Source organism: Mycolicibacter nonchromogenicus, assembly GCF_002101775.1.
In the GTDB taxonomy this organism is placed as follows: Bacteria; Actinomycetota; Actinomycetes; order Mycobacteriales; family Mycobacteriaceae; genus Mycobacterium; species Mycobacterium nonchromogenicum.
On sequence record NZ_LQPI01000031.1, the window covers coordinates 1 to 15,936 of the forward strand.

17 protein-coding genes are annotated in these 15,936 nt (G+C 69.3%); 16 read left to right on the forward strand and 1 reads right to left on the reverse strand.

Annotated features, from left to right (window positions below; all coding sequences use genetic code 11):
- Positions 1-166 precede the first annotated feature (166 nt).
- The 13 genes from AWC18_RS05225 to aroQ all read left to right on the forward strand — a co-directional run bounded on the left by AWC18_RS05225 (position 167) and on the right by aroQ (position 13,012).
- A complete protein-coding gene (locus tag AWC18_RS05225; RefSeq protein WP_085138003.1) occupies positions 167-1,276 on the forward strand; it encodes an NDMA-dependent alcohol dehydrogenase in 1,110 nt (369 codons plus the stop codon).
- A gap of 33 nt (positions 1,277-1,309) precedes the next feature.
- Positions 1,310-2,647 (forward strand): replication-associated recombination protein A, encoded by a 1,338-nt coding sequence (locus AWC18_RS05230; RefSeq protein ID WP_208858320.1) that lies wholly within the window; start codon positions 1,310-1,312, stop codon positions 2,645-2,647.
- Between the two features lie 63 nt (positions 2,648-2,710).
- Positions 2,711-3,115, forward strand: coding sequence for a secondary thiamine-phosphate synthase enzyme YjbQ (locus AWC18_RS05235; RefSeq protein WP_085138004.1), 405 nt, complete (start codon positions 2,711-2,713; stop codon positions 3,113-3,115).
- Between the two features lie 84 nt (positions 3,116-3,199).
- Positions 3,200-5,893 (forward strand): alanine--tRNA ligase, encoded by a 2,694-nt coding sequence (gene alaS / locus AWC18_RS05240; RefSeq protein ID WP_085138005.1) that lies wholly within the window; start codon positions 3,200-3,202, stop codon positions 5,891-5,893.
- Positions 5,890-6,423, forward strand: a complete 534-nt coding sequence (ruvX, locus tag AWC18_RS05245; RefSeq protein WP_085138006.1) for a Holliday junction resolvase RuvX — start codon at positions 5,890-5,892, stop codon at positions 6,421-6,423. The genes alaS and ruvX overlap by 4 nt, the downstream gene beginning before the upstream one ends.
- Positions 6,416-7,669, forward strand: coding sequence for an endolytic transglycosylase MltG (locus AWC18_RS05250; protein WP_420093313.1), 1,254 nt, complete (start codon positions 6,416-6,418; stop codon positions 7,667-7,669). Before ruvX ends, AWC18_RS05250 begins: the two co-directional genes overlap by 8 nt.
- A complete protein-coding gene (locus AWC18_RS05255; protein WP_064996942.1) occupies positions 7,647-8,474 on the forward strand; it encodes a shikimate dehydrogenase in 828 nt (275 codons plus the stop codon). Before AWC18_RS05250 ends, AWC18_RS05255 begins: the two co-directional genes overlap by 23 nt.
- A gap of 22 nt (positions 8,475-8,496) precedes the next feature.
- Positions 8,497-8,916: an A24 family peptidase gene (locus tag AWC18_RS05260; protein ID WP_234784377.1), complete on the forward strand. Its 420-nt coding sequence runs from the start codon at positions 8,497-8,499 to the stop codon at positions 8,914-8,916.
- Between the two features lie 180 nt (positions 8,917-9,096).
- The gene (locus AWC18_RS05265) at positions 9,097-9,480 is read left to right on the forward strand and encodes a hypothetical protein (RefSeq protein WP_234784375.1); all 384 of its coding nucleotides are present in this window, start codon (positions 9,097-9,099) and stop codon (positions 9,478-9,480) included.
- Between the two features lie 123 nt (positions 9,481-9,603).
- Positions 9,604-10,830, forward strand: coding sequence for a chorismate synthase (aroC, locus tag AWC18_RS05270; RefSeq protein ID WP_085138008.1), 1,227 nt, complete (start codon positions 9,604-9,606; stop codon positions 10,828-10,830).
- A gap of 3 nt (positions 10,831-10,833) precedes the next feature.
- Positions 10,834-11,445, forward strand: coding sequence for a shikimate kinase (locus AWC18_RS05275; protein WP_064996945.1), 612 nt, complete (start codon positions 10,834-10,836; stop codon positions 11,443-11,445).
- 5 nt (positions 11,446-11,450) lie between these two features.
- Positions 11,451-12,548: a 3-dehydroquinate synthase gene (aroB, locus tag AWC18_RS05280; RefSeq protein WP_085138035.1), complete on the forward strand. Its 1,098-nt coding sequence runs from the start codon at positions 11,451-11,453 to the stop codon at positions 12,546-12,548.
- The gene (gene aroQ / locus AWC18_RS05285) at positions 12,545-13,012 is read left to right on the forward strand and encodes a type II 3-dehydroquinate dehydratase (RefSeq protein ID WP_085138009.1); all 468 of its coding nucleotides are present in this window, start codon (positions 12,545-12,547) and stop codon (positions 13,010-13,012) included. The genes aroB and aroQ overlap by 4 nt, the downstream gene beginning before the upstream one ends.
- On the opposite strand, the gene AWC18_RS05290 is transcribed toward aroQ, so the two are convergent.
- Positions 12,955-13,683 carry a B-4DMT family transporter gene (locus AWC18_RS05290; RefSeq protein ID WP_167659260.1) on the reverse strand — a complete coding sequence of 243 codons (729 nt, stop codon included), beginning with the start codon at positions 13,681-13,683 and terminating at the stop codon, positions 12,955-12,957. The two genes, aroQ and AWC18_RS05290, sit on opposite strands and share 58 nt — an antisense overlap.
- Positions 13,684-13,716: 33 nt before the next feature.
- Here AWC18_RS05290 and AWC18_RS05295 point away from each other — a divergent pair, with 33 nt between their 5' ends.
- Genes AWC18_RS05295 through nusB form a run of 3 tightly spaced genes read left to right on the forward strand, consistent with a single transcriptional unit; the run spans position 13,717 to position 15,935 of the window.
- Positions 13,717-14,826 carry a M24 family metallopeptidase gene (locus AWC18_RS05295; RefSeq protein WP_064996948.1) on the forward strand — a complete coding sequence of 370 codons (1,110 nt, stop codon included), beginning with the start codon at positions 13,717-13,719 and terminating at the stop codon, positions 14,824-14,826.
- Between the two features lie 15 nt (positions 14,827-14,841).
- Positions 14,842-15,405, forward strand: coding sequence for an elongation factor P (gene efp, locus AWC18_RS05300; RefSeq protein WP_064996949.1), 564 nt, complete (start codon positions 14,842-14,844; stop codon positions 15,403-15,405).
- Positions 15,406-15,407: 2 nt separating this feature from the next.
- Positions 15,408-15,935 (forward strand): transcription antitermination factor NusB, encoded by a 528-nt coding sequence (nusB, locus tag AWC18_RS05305; protein WP_085138010.1) that lies wholly within the window; start codon positions 15,408-15,410, stop codon positions 15,933-15,935.
- Position 15,936: the final 1 nt, after the last annotated feature.

The following is a 15,936-nucleotide window of genomic DNA, read 5'->3' on the forward strand; positions in this document are numbered from 1 at the left end:
CACGGAATCAGTTACAGATCCCTTCCTGACACCTCCGGAGGCATTTGAGAAGGACTAACCCGATCTATATCAGCGAGCCTCGACGCAGGAGAGGCGAAGCTGGACCGCCGTATCCAATCCGGCTGAATCGGGCCGCGGGGCCGCCTGGGCCGGTTGGATGGCTGCCATGAAAACAATTGCCGCCGTGGCCCATGCGCCCAACCAGCCCTTCGAGATCATGGAGCTGGACCTGCAGGGGCCCGGTCCCGGCGAAGTGCTGATCAAGTTCGTCGCGGCCGGGCTGTGTCACTCGGACCTGCACCTGGCCGATGGTGACTGGCCCTCGCGGTTCCCGATCGTCGGCGGGCACGAGGGCTCGGGGATCATCGAAGACGTCGGTCCGGGCGTCACCAAGGTCCAGCCCGGCGATCACGTGGTCTGCTGTTTCATCCCCAGCTGCGGCAGCTGCCGGTACTGCTCGACCGGGCGGCAGAATCTGTGCGACATGGGGGCCACCATCCTGGAGGGCTGCATGCCCGACGGCACGTTCCGCTTCCGCGCCAAGGGAACCGATTACGGCGGGTTCTGCATGCTGGGCACCTTCGCGGAGCGCGCGACCGTCTCACAGCACTCGGTGGTCAAGATCGATGACTGGCTGCCGCTGGAGACCGCGGTGCTGGTCGGCTGCGGGGTGCCCACCGGCTGGGCGACGGCCAACTACGCCGGCGGGGTGCGCGCCGGGGACACCGTGGTCATCTACGGCATCGGCGGCGTGGGCATCAACGCCGTACAGGGCGCCGCGCACGCCGGCGCCAAGCACGTGGTGGCCGTCGATCCGGTCGAGTTCAAGCGTGAGACCGCCGTGAAGCTGGGAGCCACGCACGCGTACGCCACCGCCGACGAGGCGACGGCCGCGATCGCCGAGCTGACCTGGGGGCAGATGGCTGACCAGGCGCTGATCACTGTCGGCGACCTCGATGAGGCCGTCATCACCGCCGCGGTCAACACCGTCGGCAAGGGCGGCACCGTCGTCATCGCGGCCATGGCCCAGTTGGACGACCTCGACGTGCAGGTGTCGGGCACCATGCTCGCGCTGTACGGCAAGACGATCAAAGGCACGCTGTTCGGCGGCGCCAACCCGCAGTACGACATCGTGCGGCTGTTGCGTCTCTACGACGCCGGCCAGCTGAAACTCGACGAGCTGATCACCCGGCGCTACACCCTCGAGCAGGTCAACGAGGGCTATGAGGACCTGCGTGCCGGCAAGAACATCCGCGGGGTGATCGTGCACCGCTGAGCCGGATGAGGGCGAGCAGCGGGTCCGCGTGGTATGCCTGAAGTCGTGTCCGACGGACTGTTCGACCTAACGGGTGCGCCGGCGCCCGAACCGAATGGGCCCGGCGGTGCCTCCACGCCATTGGCGGTGCGGATGCGCCCCGCCAGCCTCGACGAGGTGGTCGGCCAAGACCACCTGCTGGGGCCGGGCTCCCCGCTGCGCCGGCTGGTCGACGGCTCCGGGGCGGCCTCGGTCATCCTCTACGGGCCGCCCGGCACCGGAAAGACCACGCTTGCCTCGCTGATCTCCGGCGCCACCGGCCGACGATTCGAGGCGCTCTCGGCGCTCAGTGCCGGAGTCAAAGAGGTGCGCGCCGTGATCGACACCGCGCGACGCGCGGCCGCCTACGGCGAGCAGACCGTGCTGTTCATCGATGAGGTGCACCGGTTCTCCAAGACCCAGCAAGACGCGTTGCTGGCCGCGGTCGAGAACCGGGTGGTGCTGCTGGTGGCCGCCACCACGGAGAATCCGTCGTTCTCGGTGGTCGCCCCGCTGTTGAGCCGGTCGCTGATTTTGCAGCTGCGGCCGCTGGGGCCTGAGGACATCGCCACGGTGGTGCGCCGCGCGATCGACGACGACCGCGGCCTTGGCGGACGCGTCGAGGTGGCTCCCGACGCCGTCGACCTGCTGGTTCGGCTGGCGGCCGGGGACGCCCGCCGAGCCCTGACCGCACTGGAAGTCGCGGCGGAGGCCGGCACCCGGGTGACCGTCGAGGTCGTTGAGGGCTCCCTGGACCAGGCGGCGGTGCGCTACGACCGCGACGGCGACCAGCACTATGACGTGATCAGTGCGTTCATCAAGTCGGTGCGCGGCTCCGACGTCGACGCCGCGTTGCACTATCTGGCCCGGATGCTGGTCGCGGGGGAGGACCCGCGGTTCATCGCCCGCCGGCTGATGATCCTGGCCAGCGAAGACATCGGCATGGGGGATCCGACCGCGCTGCAGACGGCGGTCGCGGCCGCCCAGACCGTCGCACTGATCGGTATGCCCGAGGCCCAACTGACCCTGGCGCATGCCACCGTGCACCTGGCCACCGCGCCGAAGTCCAATGCGGTGACCACCGCGCTGGGCGCGGCGATGGCCGACATCCGGGCCGGAAAGGCCGGGGCCGTTCCGGCGCACCTGCGCGACGGGCACTACGCGGGGGCGCAGTCGCTGGGCAATGCGGTCGGGTACCGCTACGCCCACGACCATCCCGACGGTGTTGTGGCGCAGCAATATCCACCTGACGAGCTGGTGGGTGTCGACTACTATCAGCCCACCGGGCGGGGCGCCGAACGTGAGATCGGCGCGCGTCTGGCGCGGTTGCGAGCGATCATCCGGCGCCGCTGATCACCGGTGCTGCCGGCGAGGCTGCAGCGCCCCGGCACGAGCGAGAGCTCCTACCCTGGAACCATGAACACCGAAGTCCTCGACATCGACACCTCCCGGCGGCGCACCGTCGACCTCACCGATCAGGTGCGGTCGTTCTGTGCCGGGCAGCGCGACGGGTTGTGCAACGTGTTCGTGCCGCACGCGACGGCCGGCGTGGCGATCATCGAGACCGGCGCCGGATCCGACTCCGACCTGGTCGACACGCTGGAGCGGCTGCTACCGCGCGACGACCGCTACCGGCACGCGCACGGCTCGCCCGGGCACGGGGCCGATCATGTGCTGCCGGCGATCGTCGCGCCCTCGATCACGGTGCCGGTGGCCGACGGTGAGCCGCTGCTGGGCATCTGGCAGTCGGTGGTCCTGGTCGACCTGAACCGCGACAACCCTCGTCGAAGCGTGCGCTTGAGTTTTGTCGGCGCCACCTGAGGATCCTTGCCTGCCGAGAACGAGATCGGCAGACCGGTACTGTAGTGCCGTCTAATCGGACGAGACGGCGGGAAGCGATAGATAGTGCAGACACACGAGATCAGGAAGCGCTTCCTCGATCACTTCGTGAAAGCGGGCCACACCGAGGTGCCCAGCGCTTCGGTGATCCTGGATGACCCCAACCTGTTGTTCATCAACGCCGGCATGGTGCAGTTCGTGCCGTTCTTCCTGGGGCAGCGCACCCCGCCGTACGCCACCGCCACCAGCATCCAGAAGTGCATCCGGACCCCGGACATCGACGAGGTGGGCATCACCACCCGGCACAACACCTTCTTCCAGATGGCCGGCAACTTCTCGTTCGGCGACTACTTCAAACGCGGTGCGATCGAGCTGGCCTGGACGCTGCTGACCAACAGCGTCGAAGACGGTGGCTATGGAATGGACCCCGAACGGCTGTGGGCCACCGTCTATCTCGACGACGACGAGGCCATCGCGTTGTGGCAGGAGATCGCCGGACTGCCACTCGAGCGGATCCAGCGCCGCGGCATGGCCGACAACTACTGGTCGATGGGCATCCCGGGGCCGTGCGGCCCCTCGTCGGAGATCTACTACGACCGCGGCCCGGAGTTCGGTGTCGACGGTGGGCCGGTCGCCAACGAGGATCGCTACATCGAGATCTGGAACCTCGTGTTCATGCAGAACGAGCGTGGCGAGGGCACCTCCAAGGACGACTACGAGATCCTCGGGCCACTGCCGCGCAAAAACATCGACACCGGCATGGGCATCGAGCGGGTCGCCTTCCTGCTGCAGGGCGTGCACAACGTCTACGAGACCGACCTGGTCCGCCCGGTCATCGATCTGGTGGCGACCCGCGCGCCGCGCGGCTACAACACCGGCAATGACGCCGACGATGTGCGGTACCGGATCATCGCCGACCACTCCCGCACCGCGGCCATCCTGATCGGTGACGGTGTGAGCCCGGGCAACGACGGCCGCGGCTACGTGTTGCGCCGGCTGCTGCGCCGGGTGATCCGCTCGGCCAAGCTGCTGGGCATCGAGGGCCCGATCGTCGGCGACCTGATGGCGACGGTGCGCGACACGATGGGACCGTCGTATCCGGAATTGGTCACCGACTTCGAACGGATCAACCGGATCGCAGTCGCCGAGGAGACCGCGTTCAACCGCACCCTGACCTCGGGCTCGAAACTGTTCGAGGACGCAGCGGCAGCCACCCGGGCCGCCGGGGCCACCGTGCTCTCCGGCAGCGACGCCTTCGCGCTGCACGACACCTACGGCTTCCCGATCGAACTCACCCTGGAGATGGCCTCGGAGGCCGGGCTGCAGGTCGACGAGGCCGGGTTCCGCACGCTGATGGCCGAGCAGCGACAGCGCGCCAAGGCCGACGCCGCCGCGCGCAAGCATGCCCACGCCGACCTGAGCGCCTACCGGGAGCTGATCGACGCCGGACCGACCGAGTTCACCGGGTTCGACGAGCTCACCACCGAGGGCCGCATCCTGGGCATCTTCGTCGACGGCAGGCGCGTGCCGGTGGTGTCGCATGAGGATGTCGCCGCAGACCGCGTGGAGCTGGTGCTGGACCGCACCCCGCTCTACGCCGAGGCCGGCGGCCAGATCGCCGACGCCGGGACCATCAGCGCCGGCACCGCCCAGGCCACGGTGACCGACGTGCAGAAGATCGCTCAGACGCTGTTCGTGCACCGGGTCAACGTCGAGTCCGGCGAATTCGTCGAGGGCGACACGGTCACCGCAGCGGTGGACCAGGGCTGGCGCAAGGGCGCCACCCAGGGGCACTCGGGTACGCACATGGTGCACGCCGCTCTGCGGCAGGTGTTGGGACCCAACGCTGTTCAGGCCGGCTCACTGAACCGGCCCGGCTATCTGCGATTCGACTTCAACTGGCAGGGCGCGCTGAGCGACGAGCAACGCCGCCAGGTCGAGGAGGTCACCAACGAGGCCGTCCAGGCCGACTTCGAGGTGCACACCTTCGTCGAAGACCTGGAGAAGGCCAAGGCCATGGGTGCCATGGCGATGTTCGGCGAGAAGTACCCCGAAAAGGTCCGCGTCGTGGAGATCGGCGGGCCGTTCTCTCTGGAACTGTGCGGCGGCACCCACGTGCACAACTCGGCACAGATCGGTCCGGTCACCATCCTGGGCGAATCGTCGGTGGGATCCGGGGTACGCCGCGTCGAGGCCTACGTCGGGCTGGACTCGTTCCGGCACCTGGCCAAGGAGCGGGCGCTGATGGCCGGGCTGGCCTCGTCGCTGAAGGTGCCCTCGGAGGAGGTGCCGGCCCGGGTGGCCAACCTGGTCGAGCGCCTCAAGGCCGCCGAGAAGGAACTGGAGCGGGTCCGGCTGGCCAACGCGCGAGCGGCGGCGGCGAATGCCGCTGCCGGCGCCGAACAAATCGGTAACGTGCGCCTGGTGGCGCAGCGGATGTCGGGCGGTATCGGCGCAGGGGACCTGCGCTCGCTGGTGGGCGACGTCCGCGGCAGGCTGGGCGAGTCGCCCGCGGTGGTGGCGCTGATCGCTGATGCACCGGAAGCGGCGGGCAGCGTTCCGTATGTGGTCGCCGCCAACGCCGCCGCACAGGAGCTCGGATTGCGCGCCGATGACCTGGTCAAGGAGGTGGCGGCCGCGGTCTCCGGAAGGGGCGGTGGCAAGGCCGATCTGGCGCAGGGCTCCGGAAAGGACTCCGCCGGGATCGAGGCCGCGCTCGCGGCGATCCGCGCGGCGGTCGCCCGGAGCGCGCCGGCGTGACCTCACCCCACCATCGCACCCCGGACCGGCCCGGCGGGCCGGACGATCCCGGCCGCGGACGACGGCTCGGGATCGATGTGGGCAGTGTGCGTATCGGGGTGTCGTGTAGTGATCCCGACGGACTGCTGGCCACCCCGGTGGAGACCGTGCGACGCCACACATCCGGCTCGCACCTGCGCCGACTGGCCGATCTGGCCGACGAATACGACGTCGTCGAAGTGGTGGTGGGATTGCCGCGCACCCTGGCTGACCGGGCCGGTTCGGCTGCCGAGGACGCCATCAAGGTGGCCGATGACCTGACGCGGGTACTGGCGCAACGCCGTCGGCGCGCCCCGGTGCGGCTGGCCGACGAGCGGTTGAGCACCGTCAGCGCGGCGCGGTCGCTGCACGCGGCCGGCGTGCGGTCCAAACGGCAGCGTTCGGTGATCGACCAGGCCGCCGCGGTGACGATTCTGCAGAGCTGGCTCGACCAGCGCAGGTCCCTGAGCATGCCGGCCCCGGACGCGCAGACGGAGGGCAACGGTGCCTGACAGACGAGCCGGGACGCGGGCCACACCTCAGGCGGTGGGGCCGCCGAGACGCCGGATGAGCCGAACCCAGCGGGCCCGTGAGCAGCGCCGCCGGCGCCAGCACGACAGGCACCGCCGGGTGGCCAGGGGCCTTGGCATGACGCTGATCGCTCTGGTGGCGATCGCCGGGGTGTTCCTGGGCTCGAAATTCTGGCACTCCAAAGGTCCGGTCGTCGACTTCACCGGCGACGGCGGCCAGCAGGTGCTGATCGAAGTGCACGAGGGTGACTTCACCACCGCGGTCGCCGAAACCATGCTCGAGGCGGGCGTGATCGCCAACGTCAAGAAATTCCTCAGCGCCGCGCAGGGCAACCCCGCCATCGCGGCGATCCAGCCCGGTTTCTACCGGTTGCGGACCGAGATCCCGGCGGCCACCGCGGTGCAGCAGCTCACCGACCCGCAGAGTCGGGTGGGCAAACTGGTGATTCCGGAGGGGCGTCAGCTCGATGACACCACGGACATGAAGACCGACCGGGTGACGCCGGGAGTGTTCACCCTCATCGCCGAGGCCAGCTGCCTGGAACTCAACGGTGACCGCACCTGCCTGGACGCCCAAGACCTGCGCCGCGCCGCGGAGACCGAGCCGCCGGAGGCGCTGTCCGTGCCGGACTGGGCCCTGGGGCCGGTCATCCAGTTGGGCAGCGACCACCGCCGCATCGAGGGCCTGATCACGGCGGGCACGTGGAACGTCGACCCGACCGCCTCGGCGCCCACGGTGCTGTCGAGTCTGATCAGCCAGAGCACCGCGCAGCTAGACAAGTCCGGCCTGCCCGACACCGCCGCGCAGCAGGGCATGACGCCCTACGAGATGCTGGTGGTGGCGTCGCTGGTGCAACGCGAAGCGCTGCCGCACGACTTCGCCAAGGTGGCGAGGGTGATCGACAACCGGCTGGGGCAGCCGCAGCGGCTGGAGTTCGACTCGACGGTCAACTATCCGCTGGACCGCCAGGAAGTGGCCACCACCGATGCCGACCGGGCCAAGGTGACGCCGTGGAACACCTACGCCTCCGACGGTCTGCCGGCCACCCCGATCTGCTCACCGGGAATGGATGCCCTGCGCGCCGCCGAGCATCCCGAACCGGGCGACTGGCTCTACTTCGTGACGATCGACAAGGACGGCACCACCCTGTTCACCCACAACTACCAGCAGCACCTGACCAACATCGAGATGGCGCTGGACAACGGTGTCCTCGACAGTTCCCGCTGACGCCGGGCCGCGCCGGGCCGCGGTGCTGGGTTCGCCGATCGCCCACTCGCGGTCACCGCAACTGCATCTGGCGGCCTATCGGGCGCTCGGTCTGCAGGACTGGACCTATGAGCGCATCGAGTGCAGTGCCGAGCAGCTGCCGGCGCTGGTCGCCGGTTTCGGGCCGGAATGGGTCGGTGTCTCGGTCACTATGCCGGGCAAGTTCGCGGCCCTGGCCTTCGCCGACGAACGCACCCGGCGCGCCGAGCGCATCGGTTCGGCGAACACGCTGGTGCGCACCGCCACCGGATGGTTGGCCGACAACACCGATGTGGACGGGGTGAAGGGGGCGCTCGGGTCGGTGTCGGGGGCAGCGATCGTGCTGGGCTCGGGCGGCACCGCGCCGGCGGCGGTGGTGGCGCTGACCGAACTGGGCGCCAGCCACATCACGGTGGCGGCCCGCAACGCCGACAACGCCGCGCGGGTGGTCGCGCTGGCCACCGAGGTCGGTGTGCCGGCTCGCTTCTGCGCGCTGGATGACCCCGGCCTGGCCGCGGCGGCCGCCGGCGCCTCAGTGCTGGTCAGCACGTTGCCGGCGGAGGTCGCCGGCCGCTATGCGCCGGTCCTGGCCGGGGTGCCGGTGCTGTTGGACGCCATCTACGACCCGTGGCCGACGCCGCTTGCCACTGCGGTGAGCGCGGCGGGCGGCACCGTGATCAGTGGCCTGCAGATGTTGTTGCATCAGGCCTTCACCCAGGTGGAGTTGTTCACCGGTCGCCCGGCGCCCCGCGCGGAGATGACTTGCGCGGTGGCCGACCTCGGCTGAGCATGGCGCCATGGCGGAAGCGGTGGCGGCAGTCGCCGTGCTGGTGTGGCTTACGCTGCTGAGCGGCTACGACATCCGGCAGCGCCGGCTGCCGAACTGGTTGACACTGCCTGCGGCGGTGCTGGTTCCGGCGGTGGCTGCCCTGGTCGGCCGCGGGCCCGCGGCGCTGGCCGGCGCGGCGGCTCTCGCCGGGGTCTATCTGGCCGTCCATCTGATAGTCCCGACCGGATTGGGTGCCGGCGACGTCAAGCTGGCCGTCGCGCTCGGGGCGCTCACCGGCACCTTCGGCGCCGACGTGTGGCTGCTGGCCGCGCTGGCCGCGCCGCTGCTGACCGGATTGTGGGGGCTGATCGTGGCGCCGGCGGGTCGGGCGCGCACCGTGCCGCACGGACCGTCGATGTGCCTGTCCAGCGCGCTGGCAGCGGCCCTGGCCATGTGGTGAACAGGTCTTGCCGCCGCTCGTTGGCCGGGTACCATGCTCAGGGAACGCATATTAACGTCGCCTGTGACCTTGCCGGGAGACGATTGCTGCTCAGCCCATTTTTAGGTAGCATTGATCCTAAGTGAAGTTGTTAACCGGCAGCCAGAGGAGGTGACCGTGAAGCGAACCGTACTTGGAGTCGTGGCAGCTGCTTCGGTTGCTGCCGCTGGCGGGATCGTCCTCGCCGGCAACATGGCTTCGCCGTCCCTGCCTGACGTGCAGGTTCCGGCGGTTCAGCTGTCCAGCGCAGAGGGAAGCGATGCCACCGTGCAGTGGCTGGACCTGTTTGCGCAGACCGCGGCCGCCTACCCGGACGCCTTCGGCGGGTATCTGCTGGACCCGAGCGCGGCGGTGCCGTCGGGTGAGGCACCGTTGGTGCTGATCGACCCGGAGACCTCCGCAGAGGACTTCGACCGGATCCTCGACGGCGCGGTCGACAATGTCGGCACTCAGCTCGATGCGGTGACCTCGCCGAGCAACGGCCCCGACGCGGTCACCTACCTGATCCTCAAGAACGGTTCCTGAACCCGAGCGAACTCGTTCGCCGGTGGCGGGACCGGATCGACACCGGTTGTCGCTGCGCTGAGCAGCCTGTGTGCGCAACCGTAAACTCCTCCGAGCCCGGGCGGGCCTGACCGGCATGGGAAGATGGGACACGTGTTGCGTTGGATAACCGCCGGGGAATCGCACGGTCGCGCGTTGGTGGCCATGGTCGAGGGCATGGTCGCCGGAGTGGCCGTCACCTCGGCTGACATCGCCGATCAGCTCGCTCGCCGACGCCTGGGCTACGGGCGCGGGGCCCGCATGAAGTTCGAGGCCGACGCGGTCACCGTGCTGTCCGGGGTGCGGCACGGCGTCACCCTGGGCGGCCCGATCGCCGTCGAGATCGGCAACACCGAATGGCCCAAGTGGGAGACGGTGATGTCGACCGATCCGGTGGACCCGGCCCAACTGGAGAGCGAGGGCGGCGCGCGCAATGCGCCGCTGACGCGGCCACGGCCCGGCCACGCCGACTTCGCCGGCATGCTCAAGTACGGCTTCGACGACGCCCGTCCGGTCCTCGAACGTGCCAGCGCACGGGAGACCGCCGCCCGCGTCACCGCGGGCACCATCGCGCGGGCATTCCTGGACCAGGCGCTGGGTGTTCAGGTGATCTCCCACGTGATCTCGATCGGCGCCTCCGAGCCCTACGACGGTCCGGTGCCGCAACCGGCCGACTTGGCCGCCATCGATGCCAGCCCCGTGCGGGCCTTCGACGCAGACGCCGAGGCATCCATGATCGCCGAGATCGAGGCGGCCAAGGCCGACGGCGACACCCTGGGCGGCGTGGTCGAGGTGGTCGTGTCGGGACTGCCGATCGGTCTGGGCTCCTTCATCAGCGGCGACGAGCGGCTCGACAGCCAACTGGCTGCCGCGATCATGGGCATTCAGGCGATCAAGGGCGTCGAGATCGGCGATGGTTTCACCACCGCCCGCCGGCGCGGGAGCGCGGCCCACGACGAGATGTACCCCGGCCCCGACGGCGTGGTCCGCTCCACCAATCGGGCCGGCGGCCTCGAGGGCGGCATGACCAACGGTCTGCCGTTGCGGGTGCGTGCGGCGATGAAGCCGATCTCCACGGTGCCGCGTGCCCTGGCCACCGTCGACATGGCCACCGGCGAGGAAGCCGTGGCGATCCATCAGCGCTCCGATGTGTGTGCGGTGCCGGCCGCCGGTGTGGTGGCCGAAGCCATGGTGGCGTTGGTGCTGGCCCGCGCCGCGCTGGCAAAGTTCGGCGGCGATTCGCTGGCTGAAACCCGGCGCAACATCGAGGCCTACCGACGTTCGGTGGCCGACCGGGTGCCGGCGGGCGATCAGGAACGGGTCTCGGGGTAGCCCATGGCGCCCAGAGCGGTTCTGGTGGGGTTGCCCGGCGCGGGCAAGTCCACGATAGGACGGCGCCTGGCCAAGGCCCTCGACGTTGAGCTGCTCGACACCGATGCGGCCATCGAGGCCCGTACCGGTCGCACCATCGCTGACATCTTCGCCACCGACGGCGAACCGGAATTCCGTCGCATCGAAGAAGAGGTGATCCGGGAGGCGCTGGCCGAGCACACCGGGGTGCTGTCGCTCGGAGGCGGAGCCGTCACCACCCCCGGGGTACGCGAGGCGCTGGCCGGACACACCGTGGTGTTCTTGGAGATCAGCGCGGCCGAAGGTGTGCGGCGCACCGGCGGCAGCGCGGTACGGCCGCTGCTCGCCGGACCTGGCCGGGCCGAGAAGTTCCGCGAGTTGATGTCGCAGCGGGTGCCGCTGTACCGCAGGCTCGCGACGATCCGGGTCAACACCAACCGGCGTAATCCGGGTGCGGTGGTCCGCTATATCGTGTCTCGGCTGGACGGCGACGCTCCCGCCGAGCAGGGCGACCCCCAGCCGGTGGCGCCGGCGCCCCCCGATTCGCCCCCCACACCCGCCACGCTGGCCGCACGACAGACCGGAGGACGCAAGTGACCGACATTCCCGAGCCGATCACCGTGACGGTGGCCACCGACCCGCCGTACCCGGTGGTGATCGGCAAAGGCCTGCTCGGTGATCTCGCCGGGTTGCTCGCCGGGCGCAACAAGGTCGCGATCCTGCACCAGCCGACGTTGGAAGCAACCGCGGAGGGAATCCGAACCTACCTGGCCGACAAGGGGATCGAGGCGCACCGCATCGAGATTCCGGACGCCGAGGACGGTAAGTCGCTGCAGGTGCTGGGCTTCATCTGGGATGTGCTGGGCCGCATCGGACTGGACCGCCGTGACGCACTGGTCAGCCTCGGTGGCGGTGCCGCGACCGACGTCGCGGGATTCGCCGCGGCGACCTGGTTGCGCGGCATTTCGATCGTGCATGTGCCCACCACGCTGCTGGCCATGGTGGACGCCGCCGTCGGCGGCAAGACGGGCATCAACACCGAAGCCGGCAAGAACCTGGTCGGTGCGTTCCACCAACCCGCCGCCGTCGTCGTCGACCTGGCCACCCTGGAGACGTTGCCGCAGCGCGAGATCGTCGCGGGCATGCCCGAGATCGTCAAAGCCGGCTTCATCGCCGATCCGGTCATCCTGGATCTGATCGAGGCCGACCCGGTGGCGGCGATGGACCCGGCGGGGGAGGTTCTCGGCGAGTTGATCCGGCGTGCCATCACCGTCAAGGCAGAGGTGGTCGCCGCCGACGAGAAAGAGTCGGATCTGCGCGAGATCCTCAATTACGGACACACTCTGGCGCATGCGATCGAGGCGCTGGAGCACTACCAATGGCGCCACGGCGACGCAGTCTCCGTCGGCCTGGTGTTCGCCGCTGAACTGGCTCGCATCACCGGACGTCTCGACGACGCGACCGCGGACCGGCATCGCTCGATCCTGCTGTCGCTCGGACTGCCGGTCAGCTACTACGAGGACGCGCTGCCGGCGCTGCTGGAATACATGATGGGGGACAAGAAGACTCGGGCCGGGGTGTTGCGGTTCGTGGTGCTCGACGGCCTGGCCAAGCCGGGCCGGCTGGAAGGGCCTGACCCGATGCTGCTGGCAGCCGCCTACGACGAGGTGGGCCGGCGATTCCGATTGGAGCGGCGATGAACCGGATCAACGTCATCAACGGCCCCAACCTGCAGCGGTTGGGTCGCCGCGAGCCGGACGTCTACGGCAACACCAGCTATGCCGACCTGCAGGCGCTGATCGAGCGGGAAGCGGCCGAACTCGGAGTGGATGTCGATGTGCGCCAAAGCGACAGCGAAGCCGAGCTGCTGGAATGGATTCACGCCGCAGCCGATGCCGCGGAACCGGTGATCCTCAACGCCGGCGGTCTGACCCATACCTCGGTGGCGCTGCGGGACGCATGCGCTGAGTTGCCCGCCCCGCTCATTGAGCTGCACATCTCCAACGTGCATGCCCGCGAAGACTTTCGGCGACACTCCTACCTGAGCCCGATCGCCAACGGGGTGATCGTCGGCTTCGGGGTGCGCGGTTATCTGCTGGCGCTGCGCTATTTGGTCGAGTCGTCGGAGGACGACTCGGCTTCGGACACCGCGTCCTGCGACTGAGTCTCGGCGCCGCCGTTGTCCTCGATCACGGGGAACTCGGTGGTGGCGTCGCTGTCGGCCGGGAACTCTTCGGTGGTGAAGCCCCCGGAAGGAGCGGTGGGGTCGGCCAGAGTCGCAGCGGCGGCCTCGGTCTGCACGGCGCCGGTCTCTTCGGCGGCCACCGCGGGAGCGCCGACGGTGGCGAACACATCGGTGGCCGGCTGGCTCTCCGCCGCAGCGGCCCGGACCGGGCGCCGCTCCGGGTGCTTCTCGTACTCGCGGTCGATGGCGCGCCGTCCCAGCGCCACCCCGGCCACCGCCACCACGAACACCAGCAGCGCGGTGAAGGCCGCGAAGCTGGTCAGCTCATTGAAGAAGGTGCTGATGTAGAGCGCCTTGTCGAACTGGCCTATCAGCCACGAGACGAACCCGCTGAGCAGCCCGGCGACCAGGCCGGCACCCAGCCAGGTCATCGCGAGGTCGGCGCGCCGGTCCGGGTCGGCTTCGGCCTTGGCGTCCTCGCGGCCATCGGCACGACCCCAGATGAACACCGCGATCGAGAACAAGATCATCAACACGAGGCTGATCAGTCCGGCCTGCGCCTCGAAGGCGTTGATCAGTACCCCCTGGATGAGGCGGATCACGACCATCAGTGCAGCGAACACCAGCCCGCGCAGAAACCACTTGCTCATGGGGCCACAGCGTAGCGAGTACCGTCACACCGCGTGACACATTCCTCTCGTCGGGCGCGTCTGAGTGCCGAGATACGCGCCGCCGGCCTGGACGCGATGCTGGTCACCGACTTGATCAACGTGCGTTATCTGTCCGGGTTCACCGGCTCGGCCGGGGCACTGCTGGTCTACGCCGACGAGCAGCCGCCGATTTTGGCGACCGACGGCCGCTACCGCACGCAGGCGGCCCGCCAGGCCCCCGACCTGCAGGTTGCCATCGAACGCACCGGGGCACGTCATCTGGTGAGCCAGGCTGCGGCGGCCGGGGCGCTGCGGGTCGGCTTCGAGGCGCACGTGGTGACCGTGGACGGATTCGACGCCCTGTCGGCAGCGCTGCAGGCGGCGGGCGGGGACAGGCCCGTCGAACTGGTCCGGGCCTCGAACACCGTGGAGGTGCTGCGCGAGGTCAAGGACGCCGGCGAGGTGGCCCTGCTGCGACTGGCCTGTGAGGCTGCCGACGCGGCCCTGCATGATCTGGTGGAGCGCGGCGGGCTGCGGCCGGGCCGCACCGAACGGGACGTCCGCCGGGAACTGGAAGCCCTGATGCTCGACCACGGCGCCGACGCAGCGTCGTTCGAGACGATCGTGGCGACCGGCCCCAATTCGGCGATTCCGCATCACCGGCCCACCGACGCGGTGCTGGCCGCCGGTGACTTCGTCAAGATCGACTTCGGTGCCCTGGTGGCCGGATACCACTCCGACATGACCCGCACCTTCGTGCTGGGGCCGCCCGCGGACTGGCAGCGGGAGATCTATGCGGTGGTGCAGGCCGCGCAGCGGGCCGGTCGGCAGGCGTTGCGACCAGGCGCGGAGTTGCGTGAGGTGGACGCCGCCGCACGGGCTGTGATCGCCGAGGCCGGCTACGGTGAGACCTTCGGTCACGGCCTCGGCCACGGCGTCGGCTTGCGGATTCATGAAGCGCCCGGAATTAATGCGGCGGCCGACGGTACACTGCTTGCCGGTGCTGTGGTGACCGTAGAGCCCGGCGTCTATCTGGCTGATCGTGGCGGGGTTCGTATCGAGGACACGCTCGTGGTCGCTGATACTGCCGGGCAGGCCCCGGACCTGCTGACTCGGTTCCCCAAGGAACTGACCATTCTCTAGGAGACGTGAACGACCGTGGCTTCAACTGCTGACTTCAAAAACGGGCTGGTGCTGGTGATCGACGGCCAGTTGTGGCAGATCACCGAGTTTCAGCACGTCAAGCCGGGCAAGGGCCCGGCCTTCGTGCGCACCAAGCTCAAGAACGTGGTGTCGGGCAAGGTCGTGGACAAGACCTACAACGCCGGTGTGAAGGTGGAGACCGCCACCGTGGATCGCCGCGACGCCACCTACCTGTACCGCGACGGTAATGACTTCGTGTTCATGGACAGCGAGGACTACGAGCAGCACCCGCTGCCGGAGTCGCTGGTCGGTGACGCCGCGAACTTCCTGCTGGAGAGCATGCTCGTGCAGATCGCCTTCCACAACGGGGTTCCGCTGTATTTGGAGCTGCCGGTCAGCGTCGAGCTGGAGGTCACCCACACCGAACCCGGCCTGCAGGGCGACCGGTCCAGCGCGGGCACCAAGCCGGCCACCATGGAGACGGGCGCGCAGATCAACGTGCCGCTGTTCATCAACACCGGAGACAAGCTGAAAGTCGACACTCGCGACGGCAGCTACCTGGGACGGGTCAACTCCTGACCATGCCTGCTGGCAAGCCGGTAAAAGGCCGGCACCAGGCCCGTAAGCGCGCTGTCGACGTGCTCTTCGAGGCCGAGGCCCGGGGGCTGACCCCGGCGCAGGGCGCGGAGCTGCGGACCGCGCTGGCCAGTGAGCAGCCCGACGTGTCGCCCCTGCATCCTTACACCGTCACGGTGGCGCGCGGGGTCACCGAGCACGCCGCCCACATCGATGACCTGATCACCTCGCATCTGCAGGGCTGGACACTGGAACGGCTGCCGGCGGTGGACCGGGCGATTCTGCGGGTGGCGATCTGGGAGTTGCTGCACGCCGACGACGTGCCGGAGCCGGTCGCCGTCGACGAGGCGGTGAAGTTGGCCAAGGAGCTGTCCACCGACGACTCACCCGGATTCGTCAACGGCGTGCTGGGCCAGGTGATGCTGGTGACGCCGCAGTTGCGGGCGGCTTCGCTGGCGGTACGGGGGGCCACGGCGCCGCTGGACGCCGGTGCGGACGGCGGCGACGAGGCGGACTCGGACTCAGCGGACTGAA